Below are 20,056 nucleotides of genomic sequence, written 5' to 3' on the forward strand. Positions count from 1 at the left end.
CTTATCAATCTCTTTCTCTTATGTTACAAATGTTACAATAATTACGGTAAGATTACAATACCTTTTCAGAAATATTTTCCGGACTTTTTATTTTTATGGTTTATTTCCATGTAAGACGCGAGAAAAAGATAAAGAGTTTCATTGAACAAAAGGTTTTTACAAGCTGTCTGCTGAATAATAAAATGGAAGAAAATCAAAAAAGGAGTCCTACATATGGAAGTACAAGATCATTTAGAAACAGCGGAAGGCCGCGGCCAGTCAGTCTGGCGATCGATGTCACTGTTTTTAGTGCCGCTGCTTTTAAGCAATGTATTGCAATCTGTCGGCCAATTGGTCGGAATGGTATTTGTCGGAAGGTGGCTCGGAGTCGATGCGCTTGCCGCCGTATCGTCTTTTTTTCCGCTGTTTTTTCTGCTGATCTCCTTTACGATCGGAATCGGTTCGGGAAGTTCCATTCTGATCGGGCAGGCTTACGGCGCGAAAAACGAAGAGAGGATGAAGGCGATTGTCGGCACTACACTGACTTTTACCTTTATGCTCGGTGTTGTCCTGGCAGTTGTCGGCAGTGTGTTTACGCTTGATATTCTGCGGCTGATGGGAACGCCGGAAAACGTAATAGATGTCAGTGTCCGATATGCGCGCATTTTGTTTTGCGCAATGCCGCTGATGTTTTTATATTTTGCGTATACGACATTTTTACGCGGAACGGGAGATTCAAAGACTCCGTTTTATACGTTAATCGTCAGTACAGTCATTAACATCGGGCTCTTGCCCTTATTGATTCTCGGGCTTTTCGGACTTCCGAAGTTCGGCATTTACGGTTCGGCGTATGCAACCGTGATTTCAAACATCGTGACATTTATCGTACTCATGGTTTATTTGCGGAAAAGGAAACATCCATTGGCATTTGACCGGACTGCGCTCCGTTCTCTTAAAATGGACAAAAAGCTGCTCGCGCTTTTACTCCGTCTCGGTATTCCGTCGAGCATCAATATGATTCTCGTGTCACTTTCTGAAATTGCGGTCATTTCATTTGTCAATCATTACGGATCAAACGCGACGGCTGCTTACGGGGTCGTCAACCAAGTGGCGAGTTATGTGCAGATGCCGGCGGTAAGCCTCGGTATCGCCGTTTCCATTTTTGCCGCCCAATCCATTGGCGCCAATCAATTCGGCCGGCTGAAACAGGTCATCAAAGTCGGCATCGGCCTGAATTATTTGATCGGCGGGGTGTTGATTGTGCTGATTTACACCTTCTCCCGGCAGATACTTGCTTTGTTTTTAACAGATCAGGATACACTCCACATTGCCCGCAATCTGATTATGATTACCCTTTGGAGCTATTTGATTTTCGGTCACGCTCAGATCGTTTCAGCGACGATGCGGGCGAGCGGTACGGTGTTATGGCCGACGATTATCAGCATTTTTGCGATTTGGGGAATTGAAGTGCCTGTGGCCTTTATTCTTTCTCATTATACGAATCTCGGCATTCTCGGCATTTGGGTCGGTTATCCGGCGGCTTTTGTCGTCAGCCTGCTGCTGCAATACGGATATTACCGGTTTGTATGGAAGAAAAAACAGATTACCCGGCTGATTCAATAAGGTTTTACCGCACATCGCTCAGTTCATACGGGCGATGTTTTTTTTAGAGAAGGAAAATGAGTTTAGAAAATGGAATTCCTATACATGCTAGAAAACAAGGAAAGGGCAGGTGCTTATGACGATTGAACATACGACTTATTTAGGGGCTTCAGCCATAAAAGCGGAGACTGATCAGGCTGAATGCATCATTGTGCCGGAGTGGGGATCAAATGTCATATCGCTTCGGGATAAAAGAACCGGTATGCGGCTTCTGAGAGAACCGGAAACTGCGGAGCAATTCCGCGCAAAACCGATGCTGTACGGCATTCCCGTTTTATTCCCGCCGAACCGGATTACGGATGGGACGTTTCGTTTTGACGGCCGTGCGTATCAATTTGAGATAAACGAAGAGGATAAACATAATCATATTCACGGCTTTCTTCACAATCAGCATTGGAAAGCGGCGGCAGCGAAAGAAGAGGGGGATGGAATGACAGTCGAAACAGAAATTGATCTTTCAAAGATTCCCCGTGTTCATAAACAATTTCCGCACGATGTCATTGTCCGGATGACCTATACTTTAAAAGACAATGTGTTTACGCAGCGGGCGCTGATTATGAATAAGGGAACGGAGGCTTTTCCTTGGGGGCTCGGCTATCATTCAACTTTTGTTTTCAATGAAGAGCGATCCCGTCTATTTTTGACGGCTGACCGCATGTGGGAATTAAATGAACGTTTCGTGCCGACGGGCCGTTTATTGGATGTGCCTGATAAAGAAGCGTTCCGTCAGGGGATGTCTTTGAAAAATAAACAGTTTGACGATGTTTTTCTTTCTTCCGGACGGAATGGCGGCAATAACGAAGCTGTTATTTATCATCCGGATGAGCAATTATCCGTTTTGTATCAAGCAGACACGTCTTTCAAGCATTGGGTGGTATATAACGGTGACGGAAAGCAAGGGTTTGTCAGTCTTGAGCCTTATACTTCCGTTACAGATGCATTTAATCTGAATCAGCCTGCATCACTGACAGGGCTTCAGATTCTGAAACCGGGCGAAGAAGCGGCTTCGTCATCCAGGATCACCATTTTGCATGACGAAGAATAGGAAAGAGGCGGGATAACATTGAAAACATATGTGAAACGCTTGAGCGCGGTGATTCTGCTTTTGATCATTGCCGCAGTTCCTTATATTGATGATGCGGTTAAGGCGGCTGAACAAAAAAATACTTTGCAAAAAGAGCTGGAACACATTCTGGATGAAGAACCTGCTTTAAAGGGGGCTTCAGCGGGCGTCAGTGTCCGGTCAGCAAAAACAGGGGAGGTGCTGTTCGGCAGCCGGGAAGATATGCGGCTGAGGCCTGCATCACTGATGAAGCTGCTGACGGCATCTGCGGCGCTTTCCGTTCTCGGAGAAGATTACACCTTTAAGACAGAAGTACGGGCAGACGGCGCCGTAAAAGGAAAACAGCTGCGCGGAAACCTTTATCTCAGGGGAAAAGGTGATCCGACCCTATTGGCTTCTGATTTTGAGAAGATGGCTAAACAGGTCAAAGCCAGAGGCATCCATGTCATTAAAGGAGATCTGGTCGGGGATGATTCGTGGTATGACGATACCAGGTATTCGGTTGATCTTCCGTGGAGCGATGAAGGCCAATATTATGGCGCGCAAGTATCAGCTCTTACCGCTTCCCCAAATGAGGATTATGATACCGGAACGGTGATTGCGGAAATCAGCCCGGCGAAACAGCCCGGTAAAAAGCCGCGCATTTCGATTTCTCCCCATACGGACATCGTTCGTGTGAAAAATGAAGTGAAAACCGTCGCTTCTGATGAAAAGAAAGATTTGACGGTTGAACGGGAGCACGGCGGCAATGTGATTACGATAAAGGGAACCATACCTGCCGGCTCGGCACAGGCAAGAGAATGGGCGGCAGTGTGGGATCCGTCGTCCTATGCTTTAGATTTATGGAAACAAGCGCTTACTAAACAGGGTATAACTGTAAAAGGGAAAATCAGAACAGGGCGAATGCCGCACCGCACCCAGCTCGTCACATCACGGACATCCATGCCTCTTTCAGAATTATTGATCCCGTTTATGAAACTGAGCAACAACGGGCACGCCGAAATTCTGATCAAGGAAATGGGAAAAGTGAAAAAAGGGGAGGGCAGCTGGGAAAAGGGCTTGGACGTGATGAAATCGGAGCTCAAATCGTTCGGGCTGAATCCGGATGAATTGATTGCAAGAGACGGATCCGGCGTTTCTCATATTAACGGCGTAACCGCCGGGCAAATCGGAGAGCTTTTGTATGCGGTTCAGAAAGAAAAGTGGTACCCGGCTTTCCTTCGTTCGCTCCCTGTCGCCGGTGCAAGCGACAGAATGACGGGAGGAACCCTTCGGAACCGGCTGAAGAATACTCCGGCAGAAGGCAAAATTAAAGCGAAAACCGGGTCACTAACATCAGTCAGTTCGATTGCCGGCTATGCAGACACAAAAACAGGAGATACGCTTATTTTTTCCGTGCTTCAAAACGGGCTGCTTGACGAAGATGACGGAAAAGACATTGAAGACAAAATCGCAGTCGTGCTGGCAAATCAATAAGAAGGGCCGAATCCTTAGAGGATTCGGCTTTTTTTGATGTCTGTAAAACATTATATTGCGATTATGAATCAATCTTTTCAAAAAGTAATATCGTCAATACCCTTCCTTTTTTTTACATACCGCTTTCTTACATGTTCACCGATTATTCATTTTTTAACATAAAACTTCTTTTCGGGAGGAAAACCTTTTTAAAAGCGCAATTAATTATACATTTTATTCCTTATTATAGTGTTTAAGAACCAGTTTATAGTATGCATACATACCGTTTTACATGGTATAAAGATTATAGAAATGAAGAAGTGAAGTGAGGAATATATACTATATTCTAAAAAATGTTAGAGAAAATTTAATTTTTTATTGTGATTTCTAAAATATGTTTTAAAATAATGCTTATATGGATGATTAAGTCATATGCTGTCGAAATTTAATTGTAATTATTTCACTTTCTTATCCTCTTAAATTGAAGCGGAGGGATTCCATTGGAGAACACTGTTTATTCTTTAACTCACGCACAAAGAAGAGTGTGGTTTACGGAGCTGCTCGAACCGGGCACAAGTATCTGCAATCTCGCGGCATGCGTCAAATTCAGGGGGGACATCGATTTTGACGTACTGCGCCATGCTTTAGATTTTTCTATCTCGCAAAATGATTCGCTCAGGTTTCAACTGACAGAAGGGGACGGATCAGAACCCCAGCTGTATCTGGCGGGGCATCGGCCGATTTCTCTAGAGACTGTTGATTTTACTCATACTGATCAGGCAGAGCGGGACGCATGGATTGACACGCAGACCCGTGTTCCGTTCAAGCTGTTTCATTCACCTCTGTATCAATTTACTCTGCTTGTCATGTCAGACGAAGAAGTTTGGCTTTATTCAAAATTTCACCATATTATCATGGACGGCATCTCGCTCAACCTGCTCGGCAACCAGCTCATTGATATCTACCAAAAGATCATGCGGAGCGAGGATTTAGCTGAACACCACAGACCTTCCTATCTCAGCTACATGGAAAAAGAACAGCAATACTTACAGTCTTCCCGTTTTCAAAAAGACCGTTCATTTTGGACTGAAACATACCGAACCGTTCCGGAACACCTTTCACTGGCGGAACGAACCTCTCATCTTAGACAAAGCACTGCGGCTTCCAGAGATACAATCACTCTTTCTCACTCCTTAGAACAATCAATCCGGCTTTTTTGCAAAGAAAATAATATCAGCATCATCTCTCTGTTTATGGCTTCGTTATACATATGCATCAGCCGTCTGACGGCTAAAAAGGATATCGCCATCGGCACTTATTACGGAAACCGGGGCTCCAGGCTCGAAAAGGATATGCTCGGCATGTTCGTCAGCACACTGCCGATCAGAATGACGGCAGATCCTGATGCGGAGTTCCTGTCCTTTGTCCGCAGCGTAGGAAAAGAGCAGCTGTCTGTTATGCGGCACCAGAAATATCCTTACAATCTTTTTGTGAATGAATTAAGGCAGACTCATCATGACCTGCAAAATATCATCGGTATTTCGATGCAGTATCAGCCGCTTGAGTGGCGTAAGGCAGACGGTTTCGATTATGAAACGGCCATGTTTTTCAGCGGACATACCGCAAACGAGCTCTCCATTTTAATTAAGGAGCGGACAGATACGGGATTGATTGAGCTGAATTTTGATTACCAATCCGCTTTATTTACTGAAAAATCGATTAAACGTATTCAAACTCATTTGCTGACGATCGTTGAAAATGCCGTTAGAAATCCAGACCGGCTGATTCGGCATATTGATATGGCGGATGAAAAAGAAAAGAAACGGGTGTTATCTTCGTTTAACCGTACAGAAGCGGTTGAACCGCCGGCTCCGACGCTTCACGGGCTGTTTGCCCGTCGCGCCGCGCTTTCGCCGCATCGTCCGGCGCTCCGTTTTCCGGGCGGTATGCTGACGTACGCCGAGCTTGATCAGTACACGGACAGGCTCGCCGCTCGGCTCCGACAAAAAGGCGTCCGCAAAGAAAGCATGATCGGCGTGCTCGCTGAACGCTCGCCGGAGATGGTGGTTTCAGTGCTTGCCGTGTTAAAAGCGGGCGGCGCCTACGTGCCGCTTGACCCGGAGTATCCTGAGGACAGGCTGCGCTATATGCTCGATGACTGCGGCGCTTGTCTCCTGCTTGCACAGCCGGGATTATCCGTTTCCGGTTTTTCCGGCGAGACGCTAGAAGTGTCTCTTTCTGCTCTGACAGGCGAGACGGAGACAGGGGCTGTCTCTGAAGAAGCGGATAGCGATTCGCTCGCTTATATCATTTATACGTCCGGTTCGACGGGAACACCGAAGGGAGTGGCTGTTGAACACCGTCAGGCCGCCGCCTTTTTATCAGGGATGCAAGGGCAGTTCCCGTTGACGGAAGAGGATATTATCGTGCTGAAATCATCCTTTTCTTTCGACGCTTCCATCTGGCAATTGTTTTGGTGGACGATGTCAGACGCCTCCGTGTATCTGCTTCCGGCCGGCTGGGAGAAAGATCCTGTGCGGATGATTGAAGCGTTTGTCTCAGAAAAGGTGACGACCGCGCATTTTATTCCGGCGATGGTCAACAGCTTTTTAGACGCGCTGGAAACAGAGCCTGCGGAAACAAGAACACGCCTCGGCAGAACCTTGACACGCGTGTTTGCCGGAGGCGAAGCTCTTTCACCGCTTACGGCTGCCCGGTTTGCCGATCTTCTGCCGGAGACCGTGCTCATTCACGGCTACGGGCCGACGGAAGCGACGGTTGATGCGGCGTTTTACGTCTGTGACCGAAAACGGGACAGCGGACGGACGCGGCTTCCGATTGGTAAACCCGTTCCGGGTGCCCGTCTGTATGTATTAGATAGCGGAGGAACCATCCAGCCTGCGGGCGTGGCAGGAGAGCTGTACATCGCGGGGACAGGGGTGGCCCGGGGCTATCTGAACCGGCCCGAGCTGACGGAGGAGCGCTTTCTCAATGATCCGTTTTATCCGGGAGAACGCATGTATCAGACGGGCGATATCGCACGCTGGACAGAAGAGGGCCTAGTCGAATGGCTCGGACGTTCAGACGGACAGGTGAAAGTCCGCGGCTACCGGATTGAACCGGGAGAGATCGAAGCGGCGATCCGGCGCATCGACGGCATTCGTGAGGCGGCCGTCACCGCCCGGACCGAACACGGCGAAACCGCGCTTTACGCCTATATCGAAGGACGGGAAAGCGATGACGTGCGGGCGGAGCTTGCGACACGCCTTCCGGCTTACATGATGCCGGCTCAGTTTATAGAGATGAGCGAATGGCCGGTCACGCCGAGCGGAAAACTTGACCGCCGCGCGCTTCCGGCTCCCGACGGAGCGGCAGACAGACAAGCGTACACCGCCCCGCGGAACGTCACGGAAATGAAGCTTTGCGCCCTTTGGGAAGAGGTGCTGAAAAACGGCCCCGTCGGCATCCGGGATCACTTTTTTGAGCGGGGCGGCCATTCGTTAAAAGCGACGGCTCTCGTCTCCCGCATCGCCAAAGAATTCGGTGTTCAGGTGCCGTTACAGGACATCTTCGCCCGGCCGACGGTGGAAGAGCTCGCTTCGGTTATTCAGGACTTGGAAGAAAGCCCGTATGAAGCGATTCAGCCTGCGCAAACACAGGACACCTATCCGGTGTCTTCGGCGCAGAAACGGATGTATGTGCTCCAGCAGCTTGAAGACGGCGGTGTCGGCTACAACATGCCGGCTGTGCTGGAACTGACGGGCCCGCTTGACCGTGTCCGGCTGGAGGAGACGTTCCGGCAGCTTGTGGAGCGGCACGAGTCGCTCAGAACGTCCTTTGAAACGGGGCCTGACGGCGAACCGGTGCAGCGCATCCATGACAGCGTACCGTTTCAGCTCGATGAGGCCGAGTCAGCTGACGCATTCGTCCGGCCGTTTTGTCTGGAGGAAGCGCCGCTCTTCCGTGCGGCCCTCGTGAAAGAATCGGACGAACGCCATCTTTTATTAACGGATATGCATCATATTTTTTCTGACGGTGTGTCCGTCAACACCTTGATTAAAGAATTCGGCGAGCTGTACGCAGGCCGTTCGCTTGCGCCGATGCGCCTCCAATATAAAGACTATGCCGTCTGGCAGCGGTCGTTTCAGCAGAAAGAAGGATATCAGAATCAGGAAGCGTATTGGCTGAAGCGGCTAGAAGGAGAGCTTCCGGTGCTGGAGCTTCCGGCTGACAAGCCCCGTCCGGCTGTCAGAAGCTTTGCGGGCGGCAGCGTATCGTGCACGCTTGACGCTGAAACGGCATCCGGCCTTCACCGCATCGCCCGGGATCACGGCTCCACTTTGTATATGGTGCTTCTCGCCGCGTACAATACGTTACTCGCGAGATTGAGCGGGCAGGAAGACATCATCGTCGGCTCGCCGATTGCCGGGCGCCCGCACAAAGACCTTGAACCGATTCTCGGCATGTTCGTCAACACGCTGGCCATCAGAACGGAGCCGAAAGGAGACAAACGGTTTACTGATTATTTGGCGGAAGTCCGCCAAGCCGCGCTTGAAGCGTATGAGCATCAGGACTATCCGTTTGAAGAGCTTGTGGAACGGCTCGGCGTGCAGCGGGACATGAGCCGCAATCCGCTGTTTGATGCGATGTTTATTCTTCAGAATATGGAGCGAGAGGAAATAAATCTGGCCGGTCTGAAGGCGTCACGATCAGAACATACCGAACATGATGTATCAAGTTTTGACCTGACCTTATCAGCGGCTGAATCCGATGGAAACATCCGCTTTGAAATGGAATTCAGCACCGAGCTTTTTATGAAAGAAACGATTGAACGCTGGATGGGCCACTTACTGAATCTCTTGCGCCATGTTGCCGCCGAACCGGAAGTCACACTATCGAAAGCTGACATTTTGGATGAAGAAGAAAAACAAAAGTTACTGATTGAGTTTAATAACACACAAACTGAATTCATGGAAAAACACAAACTGTTTCACCAGCTGTTTGAAGAGAAAGCAGAAGAAACGCCTCATCAGACCGCTGTTATTGAAGGAACACAACAGATCAGCTATTCGCAGCTTAATGAGCGGGCAAATCGGCTTGCGCGAACATTACACAAAAATGGATTAGGTCCGGGAAAAAGAGCAGCTATATTGGCAAACCGTTCGATTGAAGCAATCGTCAGTGTTCTTGCCGTCATGAAATCGGGAGGGGCGTATATACCGGTTGACTCCCATTATCCTGAGGAACGGATTCGCTATTTATTAAAAGACAGCGCGGCATCCGTCTTGATGGTGCAGTCAGAATACAAAGAACTTGCTTCACAGCTGACGGATCACAATTTATTTCTCATTCAGCTCGATCATGAAGATCAATACGATATTTGTGCAAAGAATATTCAGCCGTCAGCGTCACCGGATGATACTGCATATATCATATATACTTCGGGAACAACGGGAACGCCGAAGGGAGTCGAAGTCAGAAATCGCAGCTTTACGCATGCAGCACTTGCATGGCGCAGGATTTATGAGCTTGATCTTATACCGGTCAGAGTGCTGCAGATGGCGAGTTTCTCATTTGATGTATTTTCAGGGGATCTTGCACGCGCCCTGCTAAACGGGGGAACGCTTGTCATTTGTCCGGATGACGTCCGGCTTGAGCCGCAACAGCTTTATCGGCTCATTGATCAGCACCGTATCACGTTTATGGAGTCGACACCCGCGCTGATTGTTCCGTTTATGGAATATATATATCGCCGGAAGCTCGCGCTGCAAAGTGTAAAAATACTGGTACTGGGTTCAGATATGATCAAGTCGCAGGATTTTTATACGCTTCATGAACGCTTCGGAAAAGAAATGCGGATCATTAACAGCTACGGTGTAACAGAAGCGACAATTGATTCTTCGTATTATGAAGCCGAAATGAGCGAAAAGCCGCGGGAAGATGATGTGCCGATCGGTGTTCCGCTTCCGAATGTACAAATGTACGTCTTAAACAAAGACAAACAGGTCCAGCCGATCGGCGTTTTCGGAGAGCTGTATATCGGAGGGGCCGGCGTCGCCAAAGGATATTGGGGACAGCCTGAGCTGACAGAGGGCGCATTCAGTGACCCGTTACAAACGGGAGAAACGCTTTACAGAACCGGAGATCAGGCTTGCTGGCTGCCGGATGGTACTCTTCGTTTTCAAGGGCGGATTGATAAGCAGGTAAAAATCAGAGGCTACAGAATTGAGACGGGAGAAATAGAAAGTGTGCTTTTGAAACACGATCAAGTCAAAGAAGCGGCTGTTACCGTGATGAAAGATGCCGAAGGACAAGCCCGATTAGCGGCATACATCGTTCCTAAAGAGGCCGATATCTCATCACTTCGCCAGTCTCTAATGCAGGAGCTTCCGGCTTATATGATGCCGTCCCATATTATCGGTTTAGACAGCATGCCCCTGACACTGAACGGCAAACTTGATAAATCGGCATTGCCGGCAGAAGAGATACATTCATCCCAGGCATTTGTCGCGCCCGGCGATGAAAAACAGGCGATGTTATGCCGGATTTGGGAAGATGTGCTTCATATTCAGAAAGCGGGAATCCATCACTCTTTCTTTGAGCTTGGGGGAGATTCCATTAAGGCGCTTCAAGTGTCAGCCCGACTCGCCGGAGAAGGCTGGAACATGTCGATCCGCGATTTGTTTCAGTTCCCGACGATTGCAGAACTCGCGAAGCACCTCACGCCGGCTGTTGCAACTGCTGATCAGGGGCCGATAGAAGGAAGCGCTCCGCTGACACCGATCCAGCAGAGATTTTTTGAGGAGCCGGGTGCGTTTGAGCTTCATTATAACCAAGCGGTCATGCTGTGCAGTGAAGACAGCCTCGAAATAGATGCGCTGTATCAGGCGGTTTGCGCGCTGACCGAACATCATGATGCGCTGCGAATGACTTTCACTGAAAATGAGCATGGGGAAACGGTTCAATATAATCGCGGAATCACAAAGCAGTATGAAGAAATATTTACGCTTAACGTCATAGATATTTCAGAAGAAACGCAGCCCGAAAAACGGATAGCCGCTGAGGAAAAAGAAATACAGCAGGCTATGCGTCTTGATCAGGGGCCTCTGCTTCATCTCGGAGTGTTCCGTCAGAAGGAAGCCGACCATCTTCTTATAACGATTCATCATCTTATCGTGGACGGCGTGTCATGGAGGATATTGCTTGAAGATCTGCAGACAGCTTATCAGCAGGCATTGGACGGCAAACAAATCGAACTGCCGCCGAAAAGCGATTCTTATATAAAGTATGCCGAAGAACTTTTTGACATTTCCAAAAGCAAAGCATTGCTGGAGGAAGCCGCATACTGGGACAGCGTGATGTCTAGTGAAACAGCGCCGTTGCCGAAAATAACTGATGAAAACGCCGGACGATTGCAGGAAAACGCGCGCACTGCATCGTGGATATTAAGCAGCGAAGTCACGAAACAGCTGCTGTTGGAAACACAGCAGGCATACGGAACGGATGTTCATGAATTGCTTTTAACGGCGCTTGGAATGGCGCTTCATGAGTGGACGGGTTCTGAACAGATCCTTATCAGCACTGAGGGGCACGGGCGCCAGGGGCATATGCCTGACATTGATATGTCAAGAACGGCAGGATGGTTTACATCTGTTTACCCGGTGCTTTTGGATATGAGAGTGCCGGGAGGCTCAGGCGAAAAAACCGCTCACCGCATAAAGACGGTAAAAGACATGATGAGACGGGTTCCTCATCACGGAACCGGCTACGGGCTGCTGAGATATTCGCGAAACATTCTTTATAAAGACCCAGAAATAAGCTTTAACTATCTCGGTGCGTTTGACGGTCTTGAGGGAGCGCTGAAGATGTCACCGTTCAAGCCGCAGCATGATATAGCGGCCGGGCGCATCCGCGAGTTTGATTTGGATATTAACGCGATGGTGGCGGCCGGGCAACTGGAGGTAAAAGCCGTTTATACCGATGTATTTGCACCGGGGGCAATCGAGTTCTTCATGAATCGTTTCCATACTCACCTCGAGGACATCATCGCCCACTGTTCCGGCAAGAAAGAGCGGGAAAAAACATTAACGGATTACAGCCATACAGAATTGACCGCTCAAGCACTATCAAGCATTGAAGATCTCGTAAAAGGACTTTAATTTCATAAAAAGGTGTGTGGCATTCGTGACACAAGCGACAGAAATTCAAGATATTTACCCTTTATCATATATGCAGGAAGGCATGCTGTTTCATTCGCTTCTGGATTCCGGATCAAACGCATATGTCGAGCAGATTTCGTTTACAGTCAGCGGGGATTTATGCATTGATACATTCCAAAAAAGTCTGGATATGCTTATCAGCCGTTATGATATTTTCAGAACGATTTTCATAAAAGAAGTGCCTGACCTTGAAGGACCGCAGCAGGTTGTTCTTTCACGCCGTGACACAGCCGTACAGACTGAGAACATTTCAGACTATTCGGAAGAACGGCAGCAAAGCATCATTAAGGAATTCAAGGAAACCGACCGGAATAAGGGCTTTGATCTGCAAAAAGGCCCCTTAATGCGCCTGACTCTTTTTCAAACGGGAGAAAACCGCCATACATGCGTTTGGACTCACCATCACATTATGATGGACGGCTGGAGCTTGGGCATTGTGCTGAAAGATTTCTTCAGCATGTATTATGCGAACCGGAACGGGCGGCCTGTAAACCTCGGCAGTCCGGCTCCGTACAGCTCTTATATCAAATGGCTCCGAAGCCGGAATAAAGAAGAAACGTCAGCGTTCTGGTCGCGCTGCTTGGAAGATTACGGAGAAGTCGTTTCCGTTCCGCAAACGAAGAATAAGCCGGCGCAAAACGGTTATGCATCTGAGCATTTTCAATTTTCCCTTGAGTCTGAAACCGTGCAAAAGCTGACAGACATTGCCCGAAGCACCGGGGTCACGCTGAATACTTTATTTACGAGCATTTGGGGACTGCTTCTCCATCGTTACAACGGCACTGAAGATGCGGTATTCGGTTCAGTTGTTTCCGGCAGGCCGTCAGCTATCGCCGGCATCGAATCAATGGCCGGACTGTTTATCAATACCGTGCCGGTAAGGGTGCGCGCGGCTGGGGATATGACTTTTTCTTCTCTTCTCAAAAAGGTGCAAAAAGAGTCACTCGCTGCGGAAGAGCACAGCTATTATCCGCTTTATGACATCCAAAACGAAAGCGGCCTGCAAAAAGATCTATTGAACCACATCCTGGTTTTTGAGAATTATCCGGTTCAGATGCAGACTGCGGTAAACGGCTGGAAGCAAACGGAAAGCAGTGCGCTCTCACTTGAAAACTTTTCGATGGCGGAAGAAACCAATTACGATCTTAACGTCGTCATCGTTCCGGGAGAAGAGTTTTATGTGAAATTCAGCTACAATGCGGGCATCTACGATCGGGAAGACATGAAACGGATCAAAGGGCATATTCTGGAGGTCATCTCCTGTGTAACGGAAGATCCGGACAGGCTTTTATCAAGCATCAGTCTCGTGCCTCCGGAGGAAGAAGCCTTGATTCATTCGTTTAACGAAACGAACCGTCCGTACCCTGAGACAACCGTTCATGGGCTGTTTGAAGAACAGGCGGCAAAAACGCCTGACCAAGAGGCGTTGAGATATAACGGGGTAAGCTGGAGCTACAAGAAATTAAATCAGCGGGCGAATCAGATTGCGCATGCGTTAAGGGAAAAAGGCGCACGCCCCGACCAGATCACCGCTGTTATGCTGCGCCGATCAATGAGTACGGTTGCCGCTCTGCTCGGAATTTGGAAGTCGGGCAGCGCCTATATGCCGATTGATGCGGAATTCCCGCCTGAACGGATTTCATTTTTACTGAGAGACAGTGAAGCCTCACTGCTCGTGACCGAAAAGGACCTGCTCCCCCTCATTCCGCCGCATTTCAAGGGCAGCGTCGTCATCATGGAGGAAACGGTTTCCCAGCAGACCGCACCGCTTCTGCCGGTATCTGACAGCAGAAATTGGGCGTATGTCATTTACACCTCCGGAACGACAGGCCGGCCGAAAGGGGTGCTTGTACAACACAAAGCGATCAGCAATACATTGCAATGGCGGCGTGAAGAATACGGGATGACAGAAGGGGACATAGCGCTTCATCTTTTTTCATACGTATTTGACGGGTCATTAACGAGTCTTTTCACTCCGCTTCTGTCGGGCGCCTGTGTATTGTTAACTGATGAAGATGATGCGAAAGACGTCCTTTCAATAAAACAGAAAATCACCCGCCACGGAGTGAGCCATCTTCTGATCGTTCCGTCTCTGTATCGCGTTCTGCTTGATTCGCTGACGAAAAAAGATGCAGAGACACTTCGGGCGGTGACATTTGCCGGGGAAGCGGCCACTCCTGATATCGTGGAAGCGAGCCGCGGCATATGCCCGAATGCCGAGCTGCTGAATGAATACGGCCCGACGGAAAACAGTGTGGCCACGACGATTCTGCGCAACCTGCAAAAAAGCAGCCGGATTACGATCGGGCGCCCGATTGCCAACACTTCTGTCTATATGATGCACGGAGATCGGCTGCAGCCGGTCGGAGCCGTCGGTGAACTGTGTATTTCCGGAAAAGGTCTGGCGGACGGATATTTTCAGCAAAAAGAGCTGACGGACAAAGTCTTTACCCCTCATCCGTTTCGTGAAGGTGAACGGCTGTACAGAACGGGAGATGCAGCCCGATTTTTACCGGACGGAACGATTGAATATATGGGACGCTTTGACGATCAGGTCAAGGTAAGAGGTTACAGAATTGAATTAGGAGAAATCGAAACGGCACTCAGAAGTCTGTCCGGGGTAAAAGAGGCGGCAGTCACCGTGCGCAAAACGGCGGACGGGGAACAGGAGCTTGCAGCTTATGTCGTACTGGAAAACGCAGGTGTGACATTTGACCCTCATGCCGAATTGGCCGGGAGATTACCTGCTTATATGATACCGGGAAGCTTTACCAAATTAACGGAGATGCCGCTGTCTGTGAGCGGAAAACTTGATCGGGCCGCACTTCCTGAGCCGAAAGAAGCTGAGAGAACCGGAGATTATCAAGCTCCGCGCACAATGCTTGAGACCGAGCTGCTTTCTATTTGGCAAGAAGTGCTGAAACGGGAACATATCAGTATGAGAGATGATTTCTTCCAAATCGGCGGACAGTCGCTGAAAGCCGCGTCGCTTGTTTCAAACATACATAAACGGCTCCAAATTGAACTTGCCGTCCGCCATGTTTTTGAACATCCGACCATCGAGAGCATGGCCCGCTTCCTTGAACAGAGGAAAAGAGGAGAATATGCAGAAATCACGCCTGCTGTGGCAAAGGACTTGTACCCGCTATCTTTTGCGCAAAAAAGGCTCTATGCCCTTCATCAGCTTGCAGCGGACAGTACGGGCTATCATATGCCCGCTTGTCTGGAACTGAGCGGCAGACTCAACCGGGATCGGCTGCACGAAGCCTTTTCAGCGCTGTTACAAAGGCATGAAGCGTTACGCACTTCATTTGTTTTACGAAACGGGGAGCCGATGCAGCACATACATTCACATGTCGATCTTGACCTCACAGAGATTCACATGCCATCCGGGAACCTTCTTCAAGAGGTGATGGAAACTTTCGTCAAACCGTTTGACGTGGAAAAAGCGCCGCTTTTGAGAGTGACTTTAGCCAAAGTTACTGAAGAACGTCATTTTCTGCTGCTTGATATGCATCATCTTATCGCAGACGGTGTGTCAATGAGTGTTCTGATTCAAGAATTGACGGATTTGTACAGAGGAAAAGAGTTGCGGCCGTTAAAACTCCAGTACAAAGATTTTTCCGTCTGGCAGCATGAGCGGTTTGCCGCTGAAGAATTCAAAAGACATGAGCGTTATTGGCTGGATGCGATCGGGGAAAACATTCCCGTTCTTGATCTGCCGCTCGATAAAAAGCGCCCGCAGCTTCCTGATTTCAGCGGGTCCGTTGTTCGAACGCGCCTTCAAAAGGAAACGGCGGAGAACTTGCGCCGGCTCATGGATGAGACGGGTTCGACACTGTATATGATTCTTTTGGCAAGCTACTCCTTGTTCCTTTCTAAATTGGGCGGGCAGGAAGACATTGTCGTCGGTTCACCTGCGGCCGGCAGAAGCCGCGCTGAGCTTGACGGGGTCATCGGCATGTTTGTAAATACCGTGGCAATGAGAAGCAGGCCGAAAGGGGATAAGACATTCCGCGCTTATTTAGAAGAGGTGAAAATGCTCGCCCTCGGCGCGGCCGAACATCAGGACTTCCCGTTTGAAGAACTTGCCCAAAAGCTTGATACACACCGGGAAGTCAATCGCAATCCGCTGTTTGATGCCATGCTCGTTTTGCAAAACAGTGATGATTTCGAAGTGAACCTTCCGGGCTTATCCGTTTCTTCACATGCAGTGAAGCATGACATTTCAAAATTCGACTTGACGCTTCATGCCGAGGAACGGCCGGATGGCTCACTGGATTTTCATTTTGAATACAGTACCGCGTTGTTTGAAAAAGATACGATTGAACGGTGGGCTGGTCATTTTAAAGAGCTTTTAGGACAAATCGCATCGGATGATGAGCGGAAGCTGTCTGACATTCATTTGCTGGGCATAAACGAGCGGCAGATGCTTCTTCAAGCGGAAAATCAAACGGCGGAGTATCCGAGGCATGAAACGATTGTCAGTTTATTTGAAGCACAGGCGGAAAAAATGCCGGATCAAATTGCAGCCGTCATGTCTGATGAGCGTCTCACCTACCGCGAGCTCAATGAAAAGGCGGATCGAATCGCCGATATGCTGTCGGAAAACGGCATCCGCTCCGGACAGATTGTCGGAATTATGACCGAACGATCTCCGGATATGCTGATTGGGATTCTCGGTATTTTAAAAGCGGGAGGAGCTTATCTGCCGATTGATCCTGACTATCCGGACGAGCGGATTTCATTTATGCTGACTGACAGCGGCGCGCGTGTTCTGTTGACGCAATCGGGTCTTGGGATATCCGGAATGGACGGGCTGCCGGTTTTATACATCGATAAGCCTGAATCCGTTTCAGCAGACAGAACGAAAGAAATGATAACGCCTGAACAGCCGGCTTACGTGATTTATACATCGGGCACAACCGGAAAACCGAAAGGCGTTATGACGGAACACTGCAATGTCATCAGCCTTATCACACATAAAGGACTGCCGTTTGATTTCGGCTCTGAAGACGTCTGGACGCTGTTCCATTCCTATTGCTTTGATTTTTCTGTCTGGGAAATATTCGGCGCGCTCTTATACGGCGGAAAGGTAGTTATCGTGCCGAAAGACACAGCCCGTGATCCGCATTTGTACCGGCAGCTGCTGCAAAGTGAAGGCGTAACGGTGCTGAACCAAACGCCGACGGCTTTTTCCGGACTCATTCATGAAGAGGCCGGGCATACGGACAAGCTGAAGCTTCGATATGTCATTTTCGGCGGAGAAGCGCTTCAGCCCGGCATGCTGAAAAGCTGGAAAGAGAAGTACCCGGAGACGGAGCTTGTTAATATGTACGGTATTACGGAAACCACGGTTCACGTCACATGCAAAAAACTGAATATGGATGATATTGAGAGAAACAAAAGCAATATCGGCAGACCGCTGGAAACCCTTCGTGCTTTTGTTATGGACGCCTATATGAATCCGCAGCCGATCGGAATTCCCGGTGAGCTTTATATCGGCGGGGAAGGCGTCGCGAGGGGATATGTAAACAGGGATGATTTAACCGCCTCCCGTTTCATCACGAATCCGCACGTTTCCGGCATGCGGCTCTACCGGACGGGTGATATCGCCAAAAGGCTCTCAAATGGCGAGCTGGAATATGTCGGGCGGAAAGATGCGCAAGTAAAAGTCAGAGGCCACAGAATTGAGCTGGGAGAAATTAAATCAGCGCTGCAAGAGCTTTCCTCCGTGAAAGAGGCCGCCGTGATCACACGTGCTGATCAGCACGGTCAGCACTCCATTTACGCATACGCGGTCTTACACGGGAACGAAAAGATAAAAGAAGCAGAGATTCAGGCCTCTCTCAGAGCTTTTCTGCCGGAATATATGATTCCCGCCCGCTTGATAGAGCTTGATGAACTGCCTTTGACGGCGAATGGGAAGCTGGACGAGAAGGCGCTCCCGCAGCCTGAATTAAATGATAGCCTTGGAGATGATATCAGCCTGAGAAATGAAAATGAAGAAATGATGGCTGACATTTGGGAAGAACTCTTAGGTGTTGAAGGTCTCGGCCCCAATGCTCATTTCTTCCATCTCGGCGGGGATTCGATTAAAGCGCTGCAAGTATGTGCGAGGCTGAAACAGCAGGGCTATGAAACGACCGTCCGCGAGCTGTTCGAGCATCAGACACTGGGAGAAGTATCGATGCGGCTCCGGAAAGTCCGCCGCGTGATTGATCAGGCTCCCGTCACGGGAGACGTGCCGCTGACGCCGATCCAGCACTGGTTCTTGTCGCAATCATTGCCGCATGATCATTTTAATCAGTCGGTTATGCTCCGCAGTGCGGACAGAATCAATGAATCTGCTATGAGAAAAGCGTTGGCACAGCTTGCGGTTCATCATGACGCATTACGGATGGTATGCGGCACGCAAAACGGATCGGTGATTCAATATAACAGAGCGGAAAACCTTTTTGAAGAAGAACTCTTTACGTTTGAAACGCTTGACGTGAGAGGGAAAGGGTCATTACAAGAGGAGCACGCCGCAATTGAACAGGCGGCCGCCCGTATTCAAACTTCCATTCGGCTGGAGACGGGGCCGCTCGTAGCTGTCGGATTATTTCACGCTAATGATGGCGATCATCTGCTGCTTTCCATTCATCACCTTGTCATTGACGGTGTATCATGGCGGATTTTATTTGAAGATCTCACCGCGTGCTACAGGCAGGCGCTCGAAGGAAAAGAAACCGCGCTTCCGGCAAAAACCGATTCCTATCAGACTTACGCGAAGCAAATTTCTGATTATGCAAAAAGCCGCCGGCTGTTACAGGAAGCAGACTACTGGTCCGAAAGAGAAAAAGCGGCGGTCGAACCGCTTCCGAAAGATGCCCGCATCTCTTCCAATCTTCTGAAAGATACAGATGTGATGACCGTTACATTGACAAAACAGGAGACTGAGCAGCTGTTAACGGAAGCGAACAGAGCATACACAACAGAGACGGGTGAATTATTGCTTGCCGCGTTAAGCCTTGCGCTGAACAGATGGACCGGAAACGAGACATTCAAAATCAGCATGGAAGGCCACGGAAGGGAAGAGCACTTGGAGCATCTTGATATCAGCAGAACCATCGGTTGGTTTACGTCAATTTATCCGGTATTGGTTGACGCAAGTTTTCAAGATCAGGCTGATGACGGCGAGCGGCTCGGCTATCACATTAAGCGGACAAAAGACATGATGCGCCGCATTCCGCATAAAGGAGCGGGATACGGAGTGCTGAAATATATAAGCAAACTCTGGGAAGAGACGGAATCCGATTCTCCTGAAATCAGTTTTAACTATCTGGGACAGTTTGACCGTGAAATCCGTTCAAGCGGCTTTGGTGTTTCTCCCGTAAAAGCGGGAAATGAAGTCAGCCCAGACTGGGAACGTCCGTACACACTTGATATCAGCGGCTCCGTATCGTCGGAATGTCTCAGCATGTATGTCGTGTACAACCGTTTTCAGTATCAAAAAGAAACGATTGAAGTTTTGACGGGATATTTTCATGCCTTTCTCAAGCAGATCATCTCGCATTGCACAGGCAAAGAGGAGCGTGAATGGAGCGCCGCTGATTTCAGTGACGAGGAGTTAACGCTGGAAGATCTGAGTGACATTATGGGGGCCGTCAACAAACTATAGAAAAGGAGTGGCGCA

5 protein-coding genes are annotated in these 20,056 nt (G+C 49.2%); all 5 read left to right on the forward strand.

Translation table 11 applies throughout. The features are described from left to right. Positions 1–213: 213 nt before the first annotated feature. The 5 genes from SB24_RS00410 (at position 214) to SB24_RS00430 (ending at position 20,041) form a co-directional block, all read left to right on the forward strand. Positions 214–1,602 (forward strand): MATE family efflux transporter, encoded by a 1,389-nt coding sequence (locus SB24_RS00410; RefSeq protein ID WP_007407362.1) that lies wholly within the window; start codon positions 214–216, stop codon positions 1,600–1,602. A gap of 115 nt (positions 1,603–1,717) precedes the next feature. Further along, positions 1,718–2,686 (forward strand): aldose 1-epimerase, encoded by a 969-nt coding sequence (locus SB24_RS00415; protein ID WP_031379061.1) that lies wholly within the window; start codon positions 1,718–1,720, stop codon positions 2,684–2,686. Between the two features lie 18 nt (positions 2,687–2,704). Next, positions 2,705–4,180, forward strand: a complete 1,476-nt coding sequence (gene dacB / locus SB24_RS00420) for a D-alanyl-D-alanine carboxypeptidase/D-alanyl-D-alanine endopeptidase (protein WP_015417592.1) — start codon at positions 2,705–2,707, stop codon at positions 4,178–4,180. Positions 4,181–4,659: 479 nt separating this feature from the next. Then, a complete protein-coding gene (locus tag SB24_RS00425; protein ID WP_039251316.1) occupies positions 4,660–12,318 on the forward strand; it encodes a non-ribosomal peptide synthetase in 7,659 nt (2,552 codons plus the stop codon). A gap of 25 nt (positions 12,319–12,343) precedes the next feature. Then, positions 12,344–20,041, forward strand: a complete 7,698-nt coding sequence (locus SB24_RS00430; protein ID WP_039251318.1) for a non-ribosomal peptide synthetase — start codon at positions 12,344–12,346, stop codon at positions 20,039–20,041. The last annotated feature ends 15 nt before the right edge of the window (positions 20,042–20,056 follow it).

The sequence above is a fragment of the Bacillus sp. Pc3 genome (assembly GCF_000815145.1).
Classification (GTDB): domain Bacteria; phylum Bacillota; class Bacilli; order Bacillales; family Bacillaceae; genus Bacillus; species Bacillus velezensis.

Excerpts from the sequence above, each read along its gene's own strand:
- SB24_RS00415 (WP_031379061.1), top strand. The coding sequence starts at position 1,718 with ATGACGATTGAACATACGACTTATTTAGGGGCTTCAGCCATAAAAGCG.
- SB24_RS00410 (WP_007407362.1), top strand. The coding sequence starts at position 214 with ATGGAAGTACAAGATCATTTAGAAACAGCGGAAGGCCGCGGCCAGTCA.